The sequence below is a fragment of the Mesorhizobium sp. Cs1321R2N1 genome (genome assembly GCF_037179725.1).
In the GTDB taxonomy this organism is placed as follows: Bacteria; Pseudomonadota; Alphaproteobacteria; order Rhizobiales; family Rhizobiaceae; genus Mesorhizobium; species Mesorhizobium salmacidum.
Map to the genome: position 1 here is coordinate 1 of NZ_JAPYKP010000114.1, position 19,646 is coordinate 19,646.

Sequence of the window (19,646 nt, forward strand, 5' to 3'; positions counted from 1 at the left end):
CATCGCGCCGCCGAGTTGCCCATATGGCTGCATCGGTACAATTGGCACCGTCCGCACGGGAGCCTAAAGTCCAAACCGCCAATCAGTCGCCTGGGCCTGACCAAGGACAACCTGTTGAGGCTCCACAATTAGGCCGCCAGGCGCGCGATCCGCTGTAACCGTCGCAGCGTGGCGTCGTCCTGCAGCGCCTGCTGGAACAGCGATATCTCCTCATCGATGCGCTCGCAAAGCGCGGTGGTGTTGCCCTTGAGCAGGCCGCGCGTCTGCAGCAACGCCGCAACCGGCTTTTTGGCCAACTGCCTGGCCCGGCCGAGCGTCGCCTCCTCGACGCTGCCTTCCGGGACGATCTCGGCGACCAGGCCGAGCGCCCTGGCATCTTCGGCACGAAGCGTGTCGCCAAGGCAGAAGAAGCGGAAGGCACCGGCATAGCCGAGCTTCTGCGGCGCCAGGATGCTGGTCGCCGCGTCGGGCACTAGGCCGAAATCGACGAACGGCACCCGGAACGTGCTTTTTTCTGACGCGATCACCATGTCGCAATGGAATAGGATGGTGCAGCCGACGCCGACGGCATCGCCGTCGACACAGGCCAGGATGGGCTTTGGAAACGTTGCCAGCATGCGGAACATGTCGGTGACGGCGGCGATCAGCTTCTGATGCTTGGTGGCGTCCAGGAATTCGGAAAAGTCGCCGCCAAGACAGAAGCAGCCCGCCAGGCCGCGCAGCACGACGACCCGCACCTCGTCGTTCTCGGCGGCTTCATGAAACGTCCTGGCAAGGCTCTCATAGGCCCTCCTGTCGAGCACCGGCCGGCCGTCATTCGACGACACGGTGACGATCAGCGCATGGTTGCGCAGTTCGGGTTGCGGGTGCGCGTTCATGACGCCCTCCTTTGGCCGAACATGTCGGGATATCCCCTGGCCAGGACGGGTGCATGATGATTGCGGCGCGAACGCACCACGTCCAGCGTGTGCTCGTTGAAGGTGAGCAGCGTCGCCACGACCTGCTGGTTGCCATAGGTGCGCTGATAGCCCAGCGGCGTCGCCAGGAAGTGCAGTTGCAATGCGCGCAGCACCCACATCGGCTCGAACTCGATGATGACCTTGTCGACGCCGCGCTTGAGACCCCACTCGACGAAACCGGCTATCAATTCCGTGCCGACGGTCGAGACGCCGCGCCGGCCATCGCGAAAACCCGGAGCCACCGCATAGCGGGTCAACTCCCAGATGTTGGGGCCCGCCGGCGGCGTTCCTTCGGAGAGATCGGTCAACACCTCGGTCAGCAGATGCGGCCGTGTGGTCGGCAACATCCTCTGATAGCCCGCGACTTCATCGCCCCTGATGACGATCTGATGCACCGCCTCGTCATGATCGAACTGGTCGACCTCAAAACCGTCGGGGCGCCGCAGGTCCTCCCATCCCATTTCCTCGACGAATATCCGGTAGCGCAGCCGATGGACGGCCTCCCAGAGGTCGGGGCGTTCCATCAATTCCTTGGTCGAAAGACAAAAAAGCATTCCGTAGTCTCCTGTGTTTCAGGGGAAGATACGGCCGTGCTTCGATGCGAAAATTGCGTGATCACGTAGGCAAGAAGTTCTAGGCCTGCACGGCCGACCTAGCTAATGTAGCCGCGCCTTATCGCCTCGGCGACTGCCTGCACTCGGTTGACGGCACCGAGTTTGCTTTTGGCGTTAAGAAGATGTTTCTCCGACGTGTGTTCGGAGATGCCGAGGATTTGCGAAATCTCCCATTCGGACTTGCCGACCGCGGCCCATTGCAGGCACTCGCGTTCGCGCGGCGTCAGTTCGATGTGATCGATGGTCGTGGCCGCCATGGTGTGAAGTTGCATGGCGCGGCCAATGGCATAGGTCGAGACCAGCGAGACCAGGCCGAACTCGGCCGCCGACAGTTCCACGGCCTCGCCACCCAGCGACACCATGACGATTTCGCCATCGAGCGTGATCAGCGGGAAGGCCAGCCCGTCGCGCAGCTTGAAGGCGCCGGCGTCACCCATCACTTCGCCACTGCTCTTGTCGATGCGAACGCCCTGGGCAGCTTCCCGCCACTGGAACGGCGCCTGCAGCTGTTTCATGTGACTGACGACGGGATCGTGATCGACATAGTTGCGCGTCACATAGCGCTCGAGCCATTCGACCGGCCAGTCGCAAAGCAGCACGTGCTGCTTTTGCTGCCCCGTCGGCGTGCCCGGCCGCGGAACGGTTCCGGCCATCAGCGCGGTCAGGCCGAACTCCGATGTTACGCCTAACAGTTTCTCACAGACCGCGGCCGCCGTTGCGGCGTGCTGCAGCTGGTCCATGTATTCCAGCGTCCGATCGAACTGACTCATCGCAACATCAACCCCATGTTGCCTTATGCATTGAAGTCCATGGTCCACGCCATGCCGGCACTTCGCCACCGACCAGGAATTGCAAAGCGCCCGCTTCCGGTTGTGGTTCTCGACCCTGGTACCCCCACCAGGGCAGCCACCGCTGTGTGCAAACCCACCAAATCATATCCCGAAATCGAAGCGTTGAAATCAAAAAGCATTGTGCCTGTACCATTTTCATACCAAAACCGGCACGAGCACGGTGCGGGGAGTTCTATCGTGGCGTTCCAATGGAGGTTTCAGGTCCTGACAGCGGCGCTCATCGCGGCACTGGTTTTGGTTCCCGGAGCGCGCGCGGCGGAGCCGCAGGTACCGGTGCTATGGGACGCCAAGGAGCGGCTGCCCAAGCCAGACCTTTCGGCACTGCCGCGGCTGCGGTTCCTGACGACCACGGATTTTCCACCTTTCAATTTCCTCGATGGTTCGGGAAAGCTGTCCGGTTTCCATATCGACCTGGCGCGCGCCATCTGCGCGGAACTCGATATCGTCGACAAGTGCCAGATCCAGGCCTTGCCCTGGGCGGAACTTCAAGGCGCGCTCGAGAAAGGCGAAGGGGAAGCGATCATCGCCGGCATTGCCGCAACGCCGCAGTCGCGACAGACATACGCCTTCTCGCGCGCCTACCTGCAATTCCCGGCGCGCTTCATCATGCCGAAAAACAAGGCGCTGGCGGAACCGATCTTCGACAAGTTGCACGGCAAGCGCGTCGGCGTGATATCAGGCTCGGCGCATGAACGCATGCTGCGCGACTATTTCGGCACGGTCCAGGTCGTCCCCTTCGACAGACCGGAAGCCCTCTACGGCGACCTCAAGGCCGGCAAGATCGACGCCGCCTTCGGCGACGGCATGCGGTTCGCCTTCTGGCTGGGCGGCTCCGATGCCGCCGGCTGCTGCCGCTTTGCCGGCGGCCCCTACCTGGCGCCCGAATATCTGGGCACCGGCATGGCCATCGCCACGCGAGCGGACAATCCGGCACTGGCCGCGGCACTCGACTACGCGTTGCAGGAGATTTCGATGAAAGGCACCTTCGCCGAATTCTACCTGCGCTATTTCCCGGTCAGTTTTTTCTGATCCGGTCCGGTCTTCTGATCCGGTCCGTCAGTTTCTTCTAAGGACAGCCGATATTCAGGTGACGCCGGCCTGACCTGAATCTCAACAGCCCTTGTTCAGGCCGATGTCAGGTGAGCGTGCGAAGCCTTGCCTTCGCCGCACGGCCGATCGCCGCGACGGTCAGCGTGTCGAGATCGAGCTGACGGCGGATCAGCTGCAGCACGCGCACCTCTTCCAGCCGCATCTCCAGATCGACGGCAGCGACCTCGAAGGCGGCTGCGTAGGCAGTGTCGCGCAACCGCTCCGGCAGCGCCTCCGCAACCTGGGTCAGGACACCTTCCAGCCCATCCTTCTCATGCAGCATCTTCTGGCAGGCCTGGGCCACGGCAACCAGCCGGTCCTGCCTGAAATCCTCGAACACCGGCCATGAGCGGACGACGTCGCCGATCCTGGCCAGTTCGACGTCGGTCATGTCCCGGTCGGAGGCCGAAGTGATGACCATCAGATAGATCAGGGCTTCGTGCGGGGTGGGCGACGGCATTCTTTTGCTCCTTGAACGGGCTTCGAAGGTAGGAAGGGGAGCCCGAGGCCGCAAGGAAAAAGCGCCCCACGCGTTGACGCTCCGGCCACGCGCGCCTAGAGACCGGTTGAAAATCGACACTTGCAGCCAGAGCGGCGAATAATTTTGGAAAACAGGACCATGGCGGGATCAAACATCATCGATCTCAATCCCGAACTGCTGACGGCCGCGGTCGAGAGCAAGGCATGGCCGTTCGAGGAAGCCAAAAAGATCATCGAACGCTACAAGGGCGCCAATTTTCCAGAATCGATCCTGTTCGAAACCGGCTATGGACCGTCGGGCCTGCCGCATATCGGCACGTTCGGCGAAGTGGCGCGCACATCGATGGTGCGTCATGCGTTCCGCGTGCTGACGCAGGACAAGGTCGCGACCAAGCTGCTGTGTTTTTCGGACGACATGGACGGCATGCGCAAGATACCCGACAGCGTGCCTGATCGCGCAGCGCTCGAGCCATATCTGCACAAGCCGCTGTCGTCGGTACCCAATCCATTTGACGGCGACTATGCGAGCTTCGCCGACCACAACAATGCGATGCTCTGCCGCTTCCTCGACACGTTCGGCTTCGACTATGAATTCGCCAGCGCGACGCAGTACTACAAGGCCGGCCGTTTCGATGCGATGCTGTTGCGCGCCGCCGAACGCTACGACCAGATCATGGCGGTCATGCTGCCGACGCTTGGGCCGGAGCGGCAGGCGACCTACAGCCCCTTCCTGCCGATCTCGCCGAAGAGCGGGCGCGTGCTCTACGTTCCCATGAAGCATGTGGATGCCAAGGCCGGCACCATCACCTTCGACGATGAAGGCACCGAAACCACGCTGCCGGTCACCGGCGGCAGGGTGAAGCTGCAGTGGAAGCCGGATTTCGGCATGCGCTGGGCGGCCCTCGGTGTCGACTTCGAGATGTTCGGCAAGGATCACCAGACCAATGCGGTGGTCTATGACCGCATCTGCAACATCCTGGGCGGGCGGGCACCGGAGCATTTCGTCTACGAGCTGTTCCTCGACGAGAACGGCCAGAAGATCTCCAAGTCGAAGGGCAATGGCCTGACGATCGACGAATGGCTGACCTATGCGCCGACCGAGAGCCTGGGGCTCTACATGTACCAGCGGCCGCGGCAGGCCAAGAAGCTCTATTTCGACGTCATCCCGCGGGCCGTGGACGAATATTACACCTTCCTCGCCGCATACCCGCGTCAGGACTGGAAGGAGCGGCTGGGCAACCCGGTCTGGCATATGCATGACGGCAATCCGCCCGCCATCGACATGCCGGTGCCCTTCTCGTTGCTGCTCAACCTGGTCAGCGCCTCCAATGCGCAGAACAAGGACGTGCTGTGGGGCTTCATCTCGCGCCACGTGCAGGGCGTGACGCCTGCCACCCATCCCGAGCTCGACCGGCTGACGGGCTATGCGATCCGCTATTTCGACGATTTCGTGAAGCCGACGAAGACCTTTCGGCCGGCCGACGAGGTCGAGCGCGAAGCGCTGCTGGCTCTTGAAAAGGCTCTTGGCGACTTGCCGGCGGGAGCCAGCGGCGAGGCGATCCAGAACGCTTCGCTCAACGTGGCGCGCAAGATCGAACGCTACCAGGATCATTCCAAGCAGAGCCCGGAAGGCGGCCCCGGCGTTTCAGGCGCCTTCTTCCAGATGATCTATCAGGTGCTGATCGGCCAGGAACGCGGCCCACGCTTCGGATCCTTCGCCGCCCTCTACGGCGTCACCGAGACCCGCTCGCTCATTCAGAAGGCATTGGCTGGTCAGCTGGCTTGAGGACGCCGCCATCCTCTTCCAGGATCGAGCCCGGCACCTGAGGCGCCGGGGCGGGTGCGGCCGGCGCCGCCGAGATGCCGGCAAGGTTCGGCGCCGATCCGAAAATGCCTTTCTTCGCGCTTTGTGCTTTGTCACCCGCTTCCACATAGGGCCCGCCCTTGGCGGCGCGCGCCCAGCCGTTTTCGACCAGCCATTGACCGACATCCTGCTTGCCGATCCGGCACTCCGCCGCGATCCGGTCGCGACCACCTTCAGGCGGCACCGTGCAGATCACGGCGCGGCCGCGCAGGAAGGCGCGGAACGCCGTGCGGGCACGGACACCGCACGGCCAGGATTTGCCATCGGTGGTGCAGGTCTCGTCCTGCCCGACGACATCGATGCCGGAAACGGCGACCGAATAGCCTTTCGCCTCGATCAGGCCGGCGGCCGGGGCGACCGGCTGGAACAGCTTTGTGCCGTTCCAGTCGTCGGGCATCTTCGGCTTGGGCGGCACGGCGAGCGCCAGCTTGCTCAACGGCTCGCGCGGCTCGACCCGCTCGAGCTCTCCGGCGGGCAGTTCCGGCCGCGCGACGACCTGCGGATCGATCGCCCGCGAATGCGCCGCCGGTTTTGGCGGCTGCGGAGCAGGTATGGCTGAGGTGGCAGGTTCTTCTGGTAGCGTCCCGCTGTCAGCCCGCGGGATCGTATCGGCGCCGGGATCGATCTGATCCACCGCAACAGTGCTTGCGCTGCCTTTCAGCGTGCGTCCGCCGGCAACGACCAGCGCCGCCATTACCGTAACCATCAGAACCGCCAGGACAAGATGAGGAAGTCGCACCCGTTGCACCTATTGGCTTGCCCAGACGATCCGCGCCACCCATTCGACCTCGCGCATGGGGATGTCGCGGTCCGGATGCTCCGGATTGAGCGAGACCAGTTCGATCGACTTGACGGTCTGACGTTCGAGCACCTTGGCCATCACCTCGCCTGATGTGGTCTTGACGACGACGCGATCGCCCTTGCGGGTGGCGGCGCCCGGCTCGACGATGAGCACGTCACCGTTGCGGTAGAGCGGCAGCATGGAATCCCCTTGCACCTGCAGCGCATAGGAACTCTCGGTCGATTGCGCAGGCAATTCGACGAGATCCCAGCCCTGCCCGGCGGGAAAGCCGGCATCGTCGAAGAAGCCGCCGGCGCCTGCCTGGGCAAAGCCGAGCAACGGCACGGCGCGCCGGCTGGCAGGCGATGCGCCCCGGCCTTCGATCAGTCCCGTGAATTCGTCCAGCGAAGCGCCCGTGGCCTCGATGATCTTGGCCAGCGATTCGGTCGAAGGCCAGCGCGGCCGTCCGTCGGACGAGAGACGTTTCGATTTGTTGAAGGCGGTCGAATCAAGTCCCGCGCGCCTTGCCAGACCCGAAGCCGAAAGCGAATAGCGCTCGGCAAGAGCATCGATGGCAGCCCAGACGCGGTCGTGTGAGAGCATGACGTGCTCTCCTTCGAAACAGGAAAAAATGCCTTGCCTGTCTAACCCGCGACCAGTTGGTTGTCCACCGTTTCGATGACGGATCGCCGGCAGTGCGGCCGCTCGTGACAAAGGTCGTATCCTTATTGACCGCCGCGGGAGGATAGCCCTATGTTCAGCCTGCGGTACAAGCCGTATCCGGGTCCGCGGGAAGGGTTGAACCCACTTGTCTTGATGAGCTTGTAGCCAAACCTTTGTGCTGCCGATTTGCGGACCTTCGGCACTTCACGCACGGAGGTTTTTATGAAACAGCTCCCCAACCGGCCCAATCTCGATCTGTTGAAGAAGCAAGCAAAGGAATTGCTCGCGGACTACAAACGCGGCGATCCGGATGCGCTCGAGCGCCTTCGAAATGCCCTGCCGGCAGCCATGGGCAAGTCCGACCAGGCGATCAAGAGCCTCGCCTTGCGTCTTCATGATGCCCAGTCCTGCCTTGCGCGGGACTATGGGTTCCCGTCCTGGTCGGACATGAGCAGCTTCGTCGCGGCGCAGCGCGCTTACCGAACCGACCGTGCCGGCTCGATCCGCAATTGGGTGGGCCTCGTCTATGCCGGCGACATCAGCGGCGGTACGAACCGGGCAAGCCCGGCCGCCGCCGCGCGGATGGTCGAGGAGCATCCGGATCTCGTTGCAGGCGATCCTTATCTCGCCTGCGCTGTTGGCAATGAAGCCATCCTGCGCGGCTTCACGGAGCGGGACCCAGGGTGGATCAATCGCCCGGGCGGTCCGCTCAACCTGCCGCCGCTGGTGGCGGTGGCGCATTCCAGTCTGCTCCGGCTGCCACGCTTTCGCGAACCGCTTCATGCCTGTGCCGAACTGCTGCTCGAAGCAGGTGCCGAACCAGACCAGGCCGTCGGCAGCCGTTGGCCGCCGGCGTCCGTGGAAAAGCCCTCGGAACAGTTCCCGCTGTCCGCGCTCTACGGCGCTGCCGGTCAGAACTACGATCCCGTGCTGACAAAGCTGCTGCTCGACGCCGGCGCCAATCCGAACGACGGCGAGTCGCTTTATCACTCGCTCGAAAATCCGGACTGCACCCGGCTGCTGCTTGCCGCGGGCGCGCGCGTCACCGGCTCCAATGCGCTCTATCGCATTCTTGACCTCGACAGCATCGAGGCGCTGCGCCTCCTGCTCGCGGCACCCGATGCCAATCCGAACGAAGGCGCCACAAGCCAGCCGACATCCGACTGGGGCAGGCCGCTTTTGTGGGCGCTCCGGCGGCGGCGCTCTGCCGCCCACATCGAAGCGCTGCTTGCCGCCGGTGCCGATGCTGCGGTTCGCACGCCCGACGGGGCGAGTGCCTATCTGATCGCCCTGCGCTTTGGGCTGACCGATGTCGCCGCGCTGCTGCGGCGATGGGCGGACAATGGACCGCTTCCCGATGACGAGCAGTTCATCGCCGCGTGTGCCGCGGGCGACGAGGCGACGGCTCGGCGGATAAAGGCCCAGCACCCGGACTTGCCCCACTCGCTGTCGGACACGCAGTTGCGCCTGCTGCCGGAGCTTGCTGCGCAAGGCTGCACCGAGGCGGTGAGAGCCATGGTCGATCTGGGCTGGCCGATCGCCGTGCGCGGCGGCGATTGGGATGCCTCCGCGCTGAACCACGCGGTGTCTCGCGGCCATGCCGATCTCACCCGCTTCCTGCTCGAAAACGGCGCCAACTGGAAAGAACAGCATGGTTTCGGCGGCGACGTGCGCGGAACGCTCGGATGGGGTTCGGTCAATGAACCGGAGGCGAACGGCGACTGGCTTGGTTGCGCCGAGGCGCTCGTGGCGCATGGGATGCCGAGCGGACGGCCGGACCCGAATGGCACGCGGAATGTCGTCTTCGAGGATCGTACGATGGTCTTTTCGGACGAAGTGACAGATTTCCTGCTCAGTGCGGCGGCGTGACGAATACCGGGCTTCGGAGCGCGATCAGGTCCGTTTGGCCAGGCCGCGCAGTCCCTGGTGCGACGTCATGAAAATCCGTTCCGGCTCTGTCGGTGGCCGCGGGTTCACCGCACGGCCAAGTGCGGCGACTACCTCGTCAATGTCGAGGAAGCGGCGCGCCTTGCGGTCATAGACGCCGGCCGTCGTCAGGATCAGGGCGGCCGTCTCGCCATCGTCGAGGACGAAGCGGTGCTTGCCGATGACCTGGGTGCCTTCCCAGGTCTCGATCGAGGACACCACTTCGAAGCGGCGCCACAGCCGTATCTCGCGGGCGTAGACGGCCTGCAGCCCGCCCATCATCGGCGCCCAGCCATTCTTTCCTCGCCAGCGTGATGAGGCCGGCACGGACAAACAGATCGATGCGGCCAAGGTCGGCCAGCATCATGTAGCGCGCATTGTTGAGATGGACGTTGAAATCGATGTCGGTCGGCAGGCAGCGAAAGGCCAGCCGGCCTTCGCCGCCCATGAGATAGGGACCACGCCTGCGCGCCGTGGCCAGCATGCGCGCCATGCGCGCCCAGACGTACATATGTCAGGCTGCCTGCTTCACATCGCCCTTCGCATGGGGATCGAAGCGTTCGTAGAAGGTCTCACCTTTCTCGGCCATGTCGATGAGCAGCTTGGGCGCCTTGAACTCGGCGCCATACTTCTTCTGCAGGCCCTTGGCGATCTTGAGGAATTGCTTGGTGCCGATCCCGTCGATATAGGACAGCGCGCCACCGGTATAGGGCGCGAAGCCGAAGGCCAGGATCGAGCCGACATCGGCCTCGCGCGGGTCGGTGACGATACCCTCCTCCATCACGCGTGCCGCTTCGAGCGCGATGGTGACCAGCAGGCGCTGCTGCAGCTCCTCATAGTCGACCTTCTCGGCCGCGAGCTGCGGATAGAGGTCCTTCAACCCCGGCCACAGCTTCTTCTTCGCGGGCTTGGCCGGATAGTCGTAAAAGCCCTTGCCGTTCTTGCGGCCGAGGCGGCCGTGGTCGTCGACCATGGTGTTGATCAGTGCCATCTGCCTAGGGTCGACGGCCTTGTCGCCGAGATCCCTGATGGTCTGCTTCATGATCTTCTGGGCGAGGTCGATGGCCGTCTCGTCGGTCAGCGCCAAGGGACCGACCGGCATGCCGGCGGCCTTCGCCGCATTCTCGATCATCGGCGCGGGCACGCCTTCGATCAGCATCTTGTAGGCTTCCGACATGTAGCGCAGCACGCAGCGGTTGACATAGAAGCCGCGCGTATCGTTGACGACGATCGGCGTCTTCTTGATGGCGCGCACGAAGTCGATCGCGGTCGCCAGCGCCTTGTCGCCGGTCTTCTTGCCGAGGATGATCTCGACCAGCATCATCTTGTCGACCGGTGAGAAGAAGTGGATGCCGATGAAATTCTTCGGCCGCGCCGAATTCTTGGCCAGGCCGGTGATCGGAATGGTCGAGGTGTTAGAGGCAAAGATCGCCGACGACTTCAGCACGGCCTCCGCCTGTTCGGTGGCGTTCCTCTTGACGGCGGAATCCTCGAACACGGCTTCCACCACGAGATCGCAGCCGGCGAGGTCCGCATAGTCTGCCGTCGGCGTGATCAGCGACAGGAGCTTGTCCTTCTCCTCGGGCCTGGCGCGACCCTTCTTGACCTGATCCGAGATCAGGCTGTCGGAATGTGCCTTGCCCTTTGCGGCCGCCTCCACATCCCGGTCGAGCAGCACCACCGGAATGCCGGCCTTGGCGGTGACATAGGCGATGCCCGCGCCCATGAAGCCGGCGCCGAGAATGCCGATCTTCTTGAACCTGGTGTCCGGCACGCCGGCCGGGCGGCGCGCGCCCTTGTTCAGCTCCTGCAGCGACACGAACAGCGAGCGGATCATCGCCGCCGCCTCCTTGCTCTGCATGATCTCGGTGAAATAGCGCTGCTCGATCCTGAGCGCAGTGTCGAAGGGCACCAGCAGGCCCTCATAGACGCATTTCAGGATCGCGGCGGCGGCCGGGTAATTGCCATGGGTCTCGCGGCGCAGGATGGCGATGGCCGGCGGCCACAGATTGGCCCCGGCCGCCGAATAGATCGGCCCGCCGGGCAGCTTGAAACCCTTCTCGTCCCACGGCGCCACCGGCTTGAGGCCGTTCCTGATCATCGCCTTCGCGGTCTCGATCAGCTTCGCCGGTTCGGCGATCTCGTGGATCAGGCCCATCGCCTTCGCCTTCTGCGGCGACAGGGTCTGGCCGAAGGTCAGCATCTGCAACGCCTGTTGCTGGTCGGTCAGCCGCGGCACGCGCTGGGTGCCGCCGGCACCGGGGAAGATGCCGATCTTGACCTCGGGGAGCGCCATCTTGACCTTGTCGGAGTCGGCGGCGACGCGGCCATGGCAGGCGAGCGACATTTCGAAGGCGCCGCCCATGCATGTGCCGTTGATCGCCGAGACCCATGGCTTGCCGCAGGTTTCCAGCTTGCGGAACAGGCCGGTCATGATGCCGGCACTGTCGAACAGAGCCCTGGTCGCCTTCTCGACATCCCTGACCTTGTCAGTGGCGAAGCTGGTCAGCATTCTCTGCAGCAACGTGATGTCGGCGCCACCGGAGAAAGTGTCCTTGCCGGAGGTGATCACCGCGCCTTTGATGGCGGGATCGCCGGCCACCTTGTCCACGATGGCGTTCAACTCGCGCATCACCTCTTCGGTGAAGACGTTCATCGAGCGGTCCGGGCTGTTCCAGGTGACCAGCGCGATGCCATCGGCGTCGATGTCGAGGGTAAAATTGGTGTAGCTCATCGTTCTCTCCCCGTCAGACGCGTTCGATGATGGTTGCGGTACCCATGCCGGCACCGATGCACAGTGTCACCAGCGCGGTGTTCAAGTCGCGGCGCTCGAGTTCGTCCAGCACCGTGCCGAAGATCATCGCGCCGGTGGCCCCGAGCGGATGGCCCATGGCGATGGCGCCGCCATTGACATTGATCTTGTCGTGCGGGATCTCGAAAGCCTGCATGTAGCGCAGCACCACCGAGGCGAAGGCCTCGTTGAGCTCGAACAGGTCGATGTCCGACAGCTTCATCTTAGCACGCCTCAACAGTTTCTCGGTGACGTCGACCGGGCCGGTCAGCATCAGCACCGGCTCGGAGCCGATGTTGGCGAAGGTGCGGATGCGGGCGCGGGGCTTGAGGCCCATCGTCTTGCCGGCCTTCTTCGAACCAAGCAGCACGGCCGCCGCGCCATCGACAATGCCGGACGAGTTGCCGGCGTGATGGACGTGGTTGACCTCCTCGACCTCGGGATGCTTCTGCACCGCCACCGCGTCGAAGCCGCCCATTTCGCCGGGCATGACAAAGGACGGATTGAGCGAGGCGAGCGACTGCATGTCGGTCGACGGCCGCATATGCTCGTCATGGTCGAGAATGGTGAGTCCATTCTGGTCCTTGATCGGTATGACCGAGTTCTTGAAGCGGCCATCGGCCCAGGATCTTGCGGCGCGCTTCTGGCTCTCGACCGCGTAGGCGTCGACGTCGTCGCGCGAGAAGCCGTATTTGGTGGCTATCAGGTCGGCCGAAATGCCTTGCGGCACGAACCAGCCGGGCAGGCCGACCGAAGGATCCATGAACCAGGCGCCGCCGGACATGCCCATGCCGACGCGCGACATCGATTCGACGCCGCCGGCAATGACGATTTCATCGGCGCCCTGCGCGATCTTGGCGGCGCCGAAATTGATCGCGTCCAATCCGGAGGCGCAGAAGCGCGAGATCTGCATGCCGGGTGCCTTGGTGTCGTAGCCGGCCTCGAAAGCGGCGGCACGCGGAATGACGGAACCCGCCTCGCCGACCGGGTCGACGCAGCCGAAGATGATGTCGTCGACCGTGCCGGTGTCCAGCCCGTTGCGGTCGCGCAAGGCTTCGAGCGTCCTGGCGGCGAGCCGCACCGCCGGTACCTCATGCAGCGATCCGTCCTTCTTGCCCTTGCCGCGCGGCGTGCGAACGGCGTCATAGACATAAGCTTCGGCCATTTTCATGCTCCTTGGGTTCGCTGAAGAGAGCTGCTCAGAGCGAGCGTCCGATCAGCAATTTCATGATCTCGTTGGTGCCGCCGTAGATGCGCTGGACGCGGGCGTCACGGAACATGCGGGCGATCGGATATTCATTCATGTAGCCATAGCCGCCGTGCAATTGAAGGCATTCGTCGACGACTTTACCCTGCAGGTCGGAGAGCCAGTACTTGGCCATCGAGGCCGTTGCCGGATCCAGCCCGCCATTGATGTGGCGGGTGACGCAGTCATTGTAGAACACGCGGCCGATGGTGGCCTCTGTCTTCAATTCAGCCAGCTTGAACTGCGTGTTCTGGAAGTCGATGATCGCCTTGCCGAAAGCCTTGCGCTCCTTGACGTAGTCGATGGTCAGCGCCAGCGCCCGCTCGATCATGGCGATCGCCCCGGTGCCGATCTGCAGCCGCTCCTGCGGCAATTGTTGCATCAGCTGGACGAAGCCCTGTCCCTCTTCATGGCCGAGCAGGTTGGAGGTCGGCACACGCACGTCGTTGAAGAACAGCTCCGATGTGTCGTTGGCTTTCAGCCCGATCTTGTCGAGGTTGCGGCCGCGTTCGAACCCCTCCACTTCATCGGTCTCAATAACGATCAGCGAGGTGCCCTTGGCGCCCTTCTCCGGATCGGTCTTGGTGACGACGATGATGAAGTTCGCCAGCTGGCCGTTGGTGATGAAGGTCTTGGAGCCGTTGATCTTGTATTGGTTGCCGTCCTTCTCGGCACGCGTCTTGACACCCTGCAGGTCGGAACCGGCGCCAGGCTCGGTCATGGCAATGGCGCCGATCAGTTCGCCGGTGGCGAGCTTGGGCAGCCATTTCTTCTTCTGCTCCTCCGAACCGTAATGGAGGATGTAAGGGGCGACGATCGAATTGTGCAGGCCGATGCCGAAACCATCGACGCCGACATGGCCGATCGCCTCGATGATGGCGCTCTCATGCGCGAAGGTGCCGCCCGAGCCGCCATATTCCTCCGGCATCGAGGCGCAGAGCAGGCCGGCGGAACCTGCCTTCAGCCAGCTTTCGCGGTCGACCATCTCGTTCTTCTCGAACTCGTCGTAGCGCGGTGCGATCTCCTCCGACATGAAGCGGATAGCCATGTCGTAGAGCATGCCGACCTCGTCGGCCGCCCAGGCTGGCTTCGGCAAAGAGAGCACTTCGGCGGGATTTGTCGCCACGATTTCCTCCGCGTATCGACAGACAGAAAGGCTAGCGAGACCGAGTTTAGAACGCTTCCGCCGGCAGGGCCATCAGCGTATCGGCGCCACTCGAAATCCGGGCGAGGTGGGCCGAGGTCTCCGGCATGATCCGTTCCATGAAGAAGCGCGCCGTCACGACCTTGTTGTCGTAAAAAGGCTGGGAGCCGTTGGCACCCGTCTTGCCCTGTGCCGCCTTGGCCATCCGCGCCCACATGTAACCCAGCGCTACGAGGCCGAAGAGATGCATGTAGTCGGTCGAGGCCGCACCGGCATTGTCGGGCTTGGCCATGCCGTTCTGCAGCAGCCACATGGTCGCCGCCTGCAAATCGTTGAGGCCCTTCTTCAGACCCTTGGTGAACGGCGCCATCTTCTCGTCCGCGCGGTTTTCCTCGCAGAATTCGCCGACCTCCTTGAAGAAGGCCTGTATGGCGCGGCCGCCGTTCAAGCCGAGCTTGCGGCCGACGAGGTCGAGCGCCTGGATGCCGTTGGCGCCTTCATAGATCATGGCAATGCGGGCATCGCGCACGAACTGGCTCATGCCGTGCTCTTCGATGTAGCCGTGGCCGCCGAACACCTGCTGCGCCATCACGGCGTGGTCGAACCCCTTGTCGGTCAGCACGCCCTTGACCACCGGCGTCATCAGGCCGGTGTAGTCGTCGGCCGCCTGGCGGTCCTTGTCGTCGGCGGAGCGGTGCGCGATGTCGGACTTGATCGCCGTCCACAGCGCCAGCGCGCGGCCGGCCTCGTTGAAAGCCTTCATGGTCATCAGCGAGCGGCGGATGTCGGGATGGACGATGATCGGGTCGGCCTTCTTCTCCGGCGACTTAGGGCCCGACAGCGAGCGGCCCTGCAAACGGTCCTTGGCGTAGGCGACGGCGTTCTGGTAGGCGATCTCCGACAGCGACAGCCCCTGCAGGCCGACGCCGAGCCGCGCCTCGTTCATCATCGTGAACATCGCCTTCAGGCCGCCATTGGCCTCGCCCAGCAGCGTGCCTTCAGCCTCGTCATAGTTCATGACGCAGGTCGAATTGCCGTGGATGCCCATCTTCTCCTCGATGGAACCGCAGGAAACGGTGTTCCTTGTCCCCGGATTGCCCGACGCATCGAGCTTGAACTTCGGCACGATGAACAGCGAGATTCCCTTGACGCCTTCGGGGGCACCTTCGATACGGGCCAGCACCAGATGGACGATGTTGTCCGACATGTCGTGCTCACCGGCCGAGATGAAAATCTTCTGGCCTGAAATCTTGTAGGTGCCATCGCCGTTCGGCACTGCCTTGGTGCGCAGCAAGCCGAGATCGGTGCCGCAATGCGGCTCGGTCAGGTTCATGGTGCCGGTCCAGGTGCCCTCGACCATCCTGGGCAGCCAGGTCGCCTTCTGCTCGTCGGTGCCGTGGGTGATGATGGCCGCGATCGCACCCTGGGTCAGGCCGGGATACATCATCAACGACATGTTGGCCGACACCATGTATTCGGCCACCGCCGTGTGCACGGCATAGGGCAGGCCCTGGCCGCCGAACTCGACGGGGGCCGCCAGACCCATCCAGCCGCCTTCACGATACTGGTCGAACGCTTCCTTGAAGCCCTTGGGCGTGGTCACCGAGCCGTCGTTATGGCGCACGCAGCCTTCCATGTCGCCGACACGGTTGAGCGGATGCATGACGTTCTCGGCGAGCTTGGCCCCTTCGGCGAGAATTGCCTCCAGCACGTCGGGCGTTGCGTCGGCGAATCCGGGAAGGTTCGAATAGCGCCGATAGCCCAGCACTTCGTTGAGCACGAACAGCGTGTCCTGGACCGGGGCCCTGTAGATCGGCATGCTTTCCTCCACCATGCGGATAAGGCCCCGAAATCAAGCCGTGCGCGGCAAGCGGGCCAATGTCGAAGTGGCAATAGCAAATATTGACGTTTGCGTAAACGTCAATATTTCGATGCGACAAGATTCCGTCGCCGCGCGCGCGGAGCCTAGCGTTGCGGCATTGCGCAAGCCAGCGCGAAACAGCAGGCCATGACAGCGAAAAGCCGCGCAGCATGGCCACGCGGCTTTGATGGTGAAGGTCCGACAGTGTCGGAGAGTGGCTTAGCTCGCGACGCTCGCGTGCGGCGTCGAACGCTCGGCCAACATCTGGCGCACCGCCGACATCGAGCCGCCGAGCTCATTGATGGCGTCGTCGATCAGTGCCCGCTGCTTCTGCAGGCGAGCGAGCTGCTTCTCCGACTTGTCCAGCGCCAACCGCAACTGCTTGGTGTTGGAACCGGTCGGATCGTAGAGGTCCATCATCTGCTTGACGTCGCGCAGCGAGAACCCAACCTTGCGGCCGAGCAGGATCAGCTTCAGCCTGGCCTTGTCGCGGCGCGTATAGAGACGGGTCGAACCGTCGCGCTGCGGGTGGAGCAGGCCTTTGTCTTCGTAGAAGCGCAGCGTGCGCAGCGTCACGCCGTACTTTTTGGCCATTTCGCCGATGCGGGAGAGATCCTCGCCGACTTCGACGGATGCATTATTGGTATTGGCCGCGGTCTCGCCGGCCGAGATAAGTTTCATGGTCACTGGCTTCCCCGTCTGGTGGCGTCGCGGTCCCGGACCATGCGTCGCCTGACTGGAAGCGGGGGCGTGCTTCCAGCCGTGGTTTCAACAAACAAATCGCAAAACAGCACAGTTGATGCGCCATTTACGTTTACGTCAATTCTATACCGAGAGCCGCCTCATGACGCAAGGGCGTTCTGAGAACGGTGCTTTATGCCGCACCGGAAATCGAGACCGCCAACTTCCTTGCAACTTCTTAAGCTTGGTTAACGCGTTGTTTACCACGTTGGGCGAAATGTGCGCGTGTCGGCTATCCGTGGTTATCCTGTATCGAATTTTCACGGTTTTTCGGAGCGCGGGGTGAAACCCGGGAAGCTTGTCTTCCACCGTGGCATGGAAGCGCGGTCGCCTCGTTCCGGCAGGGACTTGGGGAGCTGGTCGCAAGCCGGCCAATCTGAAAGACGGACGCACCGATGAACAGCAAGCGGTCCTACCTCGATACACTCAATGCCGGCAGGCAGCGCAAGCCACAGACAACGCTCGAGCAGCTGAACCGCTCGCTGGAGACCCTGGAACAGCGCCTGGGGCAGACGCGTGAGGACGCGACGGCACGGCCCGTTCCTCGCCAATATGGCGCCGACCCGCGTTACCCCGCCGCGGAACCGCATTATCCCGCCGCGCAACCGACGGCCCAGCAGCGCTGGTATGAGGATCCGCAGCCGGCACCGCGTGCGCACAACCCGGCGCCCTCGCCTGCCTTCGACCAGAATTACCAGACAATCGCGCGCGACATCGACCGCGTGCGCGGCCAGGAAGACAGCGTCGCGATGGTCGGCAAGATCGCGGGCGAGCTGCGCGGCATGCGCGAAGAACTGCGCCACCAGGTGACTTCAGGCCTGCAGCGCGAATTCGACGCGCTGCGCAAGGACATCGACCGCGCCTTCCAGGCGAGCGCCAAGCCCGGCGCGACAGGCAAGGGCAGCGCCGAACTCGGCGTGGAATTCGAGCGGCTGTCCGGCGCCATCAAATCGCTGTCGGAGAAGAGTGACGACAGGAGCGTCAACCTGCTGCGACTGGAACTCGAGCAGGTCAAGGCCGCTCTCGACACGCTGGCGCGCGAGGAGAGCGTGCAGAAGGTCGACCGCCGCTGGGACGATTTCGATCGCCGCTGGACTGCCTTCGAGGACCGCGTCGACGCCGATCAGCGCAAGCGCTCCGACGATCCCGCCCTTGCGGCCCTGACCGATCGGCTGGAGCAGATCAGCAACGCCGTCAACAACCTGCCGGAATCGCTGTCGCTGCGTTCGCTGGAGGAAAAGGTCCGCACACTGGCTGGGGCGGTCGACCATTTCGCCAACCAGCAGGACAATCGCGGCGGCGGCACGCTGGCCATGATAGACGAGCGGCTGGACGAGATTTCCCGCGCCATCGTAGCCTCGACAGTCGCCGCACAGGCCAATTCAATCGACCACGAAGCCTTCGAGCGCATCGAGAAGCGGATCGACTCGCTCGCCCAGCAGATCGAGGAAGTGGCGCAGGACCGTCCCGGCAATGTCGTGGTCGACCGGTTGAACACGCTGTCGAGCCGGGTCGATGACCTCGCCGGCCGCGCCAACCTGCCCGAGCAGGCGATGGAACGGCTCGCAAAGCAGATCGCGCTGATCGCCGACAAGATCGATCAGGCGCCGGCCATGCCCGACGCCGACTACATCTTCCAGGGGCTTGAGCAGCGTTTCGACGTGCTGTCCGGCATGATGGAGCGCCGCCAGGGCGACGCCATCGAACAGGGCAACATGCTGTTTCGCGATCTCGAGCGCCGGCTGGACGAGGTTGCCGACCGGCTGGATCAGCGCAGCATGGCGCAGGTCGACAGCGCCGGCATCATGGACGCCATCGACGCCCGCTTCACAGCACTGGCCAAGCGCATGGAAACGCGCGCTCCCGATCCCGCCGGCGAGGCGGCGATCCGCGGGCTGGAAAGCCGGCTCGAGGACATTTCAAGCCGGCTGGACGCTTCGGCGGCTCAAGTGGCCGGCATCGATCCGGCGCTGATCCGCAGCCTGGAGGCGCAGGTCGCCGGCCTGTCGGCGCATCTTTCCAAGCCCAGCACGCCGCTGCCGGATTTCGAGGACATCAGCCCGCGCCTCAACGAAATCGAAAAAGCGCTGGCCGGGACCCGCGATTCCATCCTCGGTGCCGCACGCGAGGCGGCTGAGAACGCGGTGCGCTCGCTGGCCGGAACGAGCACCAATACAGCCGCGGTATCTGGCCTTGCCCAGGACCTGAAGACGCTGGAGACATTGACGCGGCGTTCCGACGAGCGCAATTCGCGCACCTTCGAGGCCATTCACGATACATTGCTCAAGATCGTCGACAGGCTGGGTTCGCTGGAAACCAGCGATCCGTCCGAAGCGGTAAGCGAACTCTTCGATGCGGCTCCGACCGAACCGAGCGGCTGGCGCGGCGCACGGCGGCCCAAGATGGCCGTGAACGCACCGTCGATGACAATGGACGAGCCGCAGCCGCTGACTGGCATGGCCGATCTGGACGCGCGTGCCGCGGCCATATTGCGCGCCGAGCCCGGCGAGCCGGCTCTGCACGTTGAAACGGGCTTGTCTGCCCGGCCGGGCGCGCGCTCACCCGCGGAAGCAGCAGCCGCCGCCGCGATGGCCGCACTCGGTTCCGACGCCACCGCCGGAAAGGACCAGCCTGCT

At 63.8% G+C, this 19,646-nt stretch carries 14 protein-coding genes and 3 pseudogenes; 5 read left to right on the forward strand and 12 right to left on the reverse strand.

The annotated features are described in order from the left end of the window. Positions 1 to 132: pseudogene (locus O7A61_RS23515) on the forward strand (IS481 family transposase); the annotation flags it as partial. Here the strand turns inward: O7A61_RS23515 and O7A61_RS23520 are convergent. The 3 genes from O7A61_RS23520 to O7A61_RS23530 all read right to left on the reverse strand — a co-directional run bounded on the left by O7A61_RS23520 (position 129) and on the right by O7A61_RS23530 (position 2,343). After that, positions 129 to 878 carry an enoyl-CoA hydratase-related protein gene (locus tag O7A61_RS23520; protein ID WP_027141971.1) on the reverse strand — a complete coding sequence of 250 codons (750 nt, stop codon included), beginning with the start codon at positions 876 to 878 and terminating at the stop codon, positions 129 to 131. The pseudogene O7A61_RS23515 and the gene O7A61_RS23520 overlap by 4 nt on opposite strands. Next, positions 875 to 1,513, reverse strand: a complete 639-nt coding sequence (locus O7A61_RS23525; RefSeq protein ID WP_027141972.1) for an acyl-homoserine-lactone synthase — start codon at positions 1,511 to 1,513, stop codon at positions 875 to 877. The genes O7A61_RS23520 and O7A61_RS23525 overlap by 4 nt, the downstream gene beginning before the upstream one ends. Positions 1,514 to 1,611: 98 nt before the next feature. Then, the gene (locus O7A61_RS23530) at positions 1,612 to 2,343 is read right to left on the reverse strand and encodes a helix-turn-helix transcriptional regulator (RefSeq protein ID WP_027141973.1); all 732 of its coding nucleotides are present in this window, start codon (positions 2,341 to 2,343) and stop codon (positions 1,612 to 1,614) included. A gap of 258 nt (positions 2,344 to 2,601) precedes the next feature. On the opposite strand from O7A61_RS23530, the gene O7A61_RS23535 reads away from it, so the two are divergent. Beyond that, on the forward strand, positions 2,602 to 3,453 hold the full coding sequence (locus O7A61_RS23535) for a transporter substrate-binding domain-containing protein (protein WP_442921106.1): 852 nt from the start codon (positions 2,602 to 2,604) through the stop codon (positions 3,451 to 3,453). Between the two features lie 106 nt (positions 3,454 to 3,559). Here O7A61_RS23535 and O7A61_RS23540 read toward each other — a convergent pair whose 3' ends face one another. Further along, a complete protein-coding gene (locus O7A61_RS23540; RefSeq protein WP_027141975.1) occupies positions 3,560 to 3,973 on the reverse strand; it encodes a tellurite resistance TerB family protein in 414 nt (137 codons plus the stop codon). Between the two features lie 159 nt (positions 3,974 to 4,132). Here O7A61_RS23540 and O7A61_RS23545 point away from each other — a divergent pair, with 159 nt between their 5' ends. Further along, entirely contained in the window at positions 4,133 to 5,779 is a 1,647-nt protein-coding gene (locus O7A61_RS23545) for a lysine--tRNA ligase (RefSeq protein WP_337131835.1), read from the forward strand. Here O7A61_RS23545 and O7A61_RS23550 read toward each other — a convergent pair. Both O7A61_RS23550 and O7A61_RS23555 read right to left on the reverse strand, forming a co-directional pair. Beyond that, complete coding sequence (locus tag O7A61_RS23550; RefSeq protein WP_442921107.1) at positions 5,745 to 6,596, reverse strand: thermonuclease family protein; 852 nt, start codon at positions 6,594 to 6,596, stop codon at positions 5,745 to 5,747. The genes O7A61_RS23545 and O7A61_RS23550 overlap by 35 nt on opposite strands. Positions 6,597 to 6,605: 9 nt before the next feature. After that, positions 6,606 to 7,241 (reverse strand): S24 family peptidase, encoded by a 636-nt coding sequence (locus O7A61_RS23555; protein ID WP_140507580.1) that lies wholly within the window; start codon positions 7,239 to 7,241, stop codon positions 6,606 to 6,608. A 282-nt stretch (positions 7,242 to 7,523) separates the two neighbouring features. Between O7A61_RS23555 and O7A61_RS23560 the strand changes: the two genes are divergently transcribed. After that, positions 7,524 to 9,170: an ankyrin repeat domain-containing protein gene (locus tag O7A61_RS23560; RefSeq protein WP_337131837.1), complete on the forward strand. Its 1,647-nt coding sequence runs from the start codon at positions 7,524 to 7,526 to the stop codon at positions 9,168 to 9,170. Between the two features lie 24 nt (positions 9,171 to 9,194). Here the strand turns inward: O7A61_RS23560 and O7A61_RS23565 are convergent. From O7A61_RS23565 to O7A61_RS23590, 6 genes and pseudogenes are all read right to left on the reverse strand, one after another. Beyond that, positions 9,195 to 9,738 (reverse strand): annotated as a pseudogene (locus O7A61_RS23565) (thioesterase family protein). A gap of 3 nt (positions 9,739 to 9,741) precedes the next feature. After that, on the reverse strand, positions 9,742 to 11,961 hold the full coding sequence (locus tag O7A61_RS23570; RefSeq protein ID WP_337131838.1) for a 3-hydroxyacyl-CoA dehydrogenase NAD-binding domain-containing protein: 2,220 nt from the start codon (positions 11,959 to 11,961) through the stop codon (positions 9,742 to 9,744). A 13-nt stretch (positions 11,962 to 11,974) separates the two neighbouring features. Further along, positions 11,975 to 13,183 carry an acetyl-CoA C-acetyltransferase gene (locus tag O7A61_RS23575; protein WP_337131840.1) on the reverse strand — a complete coding sequence of 403 codons (1,209 nt, stop codon included), beginning with the start codon at positions 13,181 to 13,183 and terminating at the stop codon, positions 11,975 to 11,977. A gap of 34 nt (positions 13,184 to 13,217) precedes the next feature. Beyond that, complete coding sequence (locus tag O7A61_RS23580; RefSeq protein WP_337131841.1) at positions 13,218 to 14,390, reverse strand: acyl-CoA dehydrogenase family protein; 1,173 nt, start codon at positions 14,388 to 14,390, stop codon at positions 13,218 to 13,220. Between the two features lie 46 nt (positions 14,391 to 14,436). Continuing rightward, entirely contained in the window at positions 14,437 to 16,227 is a 1,791-nt protein-coding gene (locus O7A61_RS23585) for an acyl-CoA dehydrogenase (RefSeq protein ID WP_337131842.1), read from the reverse strand. A gap of 261 nt (positions 16,228 to 16,488) precedes the next feature. Continuing rightward, a complete protein-coding gene (locus O7A61_RS23590) occupies positions 16,489 to 16,950 on the reverse strand; it encodes a MerR family transcriptional regulator (protein WP_140772191.1) in 462 nt (153 codons plus the stop codon). A gap of 455 nt (positions 16,951 to 17,405) precedes the next feature. On the opposite strand from O7A61_RS23590, the pseudogene O7A61_RS23595 reads away from it, so the two are divergent. Further along, positions 17,406 to 19,646 (forward strand): annotated as a pseudogene (locus O7A61_RS23595) (peptidoglycan-binding protein); the annotation flags it as partial.

Bases quoted from the DNA above. Each gene is read 5' to 3' on its own strand.
- O7A61_RS23520 (WP_027141971.1), bottom strand. From the start codon at position 878: ATGAACGCGCACCCGCAACCCGAACTGCGCAACCATGCGCTGATCGTC.
- O7A61_RS23525 (WP_027141972.1), bottom strand. From the start codon at position 1,513: ATGCTTTTTTGTCTTTCGACCAAGGAATTGATGGAACGCCCCGACCTC.
- O7A61_RS23530 (WP_027141973.1), bottom strand. From the start codon at position 2,343: ATGAGTCAGTTCGATCGGACGCTGGAATACATGGACCAGCTGCAGCAC.
- O7A61_RS23540 (WP_027141975.1), bottom strand. From the start codon at position 3,973: ATGCCGTCGCCCACCCCGCACGAAGCCCTGATCTATCTGATGGTCATC.
- O7A61_RS23545 (WP_337131835.1), top strand. From the start codon at position 4,133: ATGGCGGGATCAAACATCATCGATCTCAATCCCGAACTGCTGACGGCC.
- O7A61_RS23555 (WP_140507580.1), bottom strand. From the start codon at position 7,241: ATGCTCTCACACGACCGCGTCTGGGCTGCCATCGATGCTCTTGCCGAG.
- O7A61_RS23560 (WP_337131837.1), top strand. From the start codon at position 7,524: ATGAAACAGCTCCCCAACCGGCCCAATCTCGATCTGTTGAAGAAGCAA.
- O7A61_RS23570 (WP_337131838.1), bottom strand. From the start codon at position 11,961: ATGAGCTACACCAATTTTACCCTCGACATCGACGCCGATGGCATCGCG.
- O7A61_RS23575 (WP_337131840.1), bottom strand. From the start codon at position 13,183: ATGGCCGAAGCTTATGTCTATGACGCCGTTCGCACGCCGCGCGGCAAG.
- O7A61_RS23585 (WP_337131842.1), bottom strand. From the start codon at position 16,227: ATGCCGATCTACAGGGCCCCGGTCCAGGACACGCTGTTCGTGCTCAAC.
- O7A61_RS23590 (WP_140772191.1), bottom strand. From the start codon at position 16,950: ATGAAACTTATCTCGGCCGGCGAGACCGCGGCCAATACCAATAATGCA.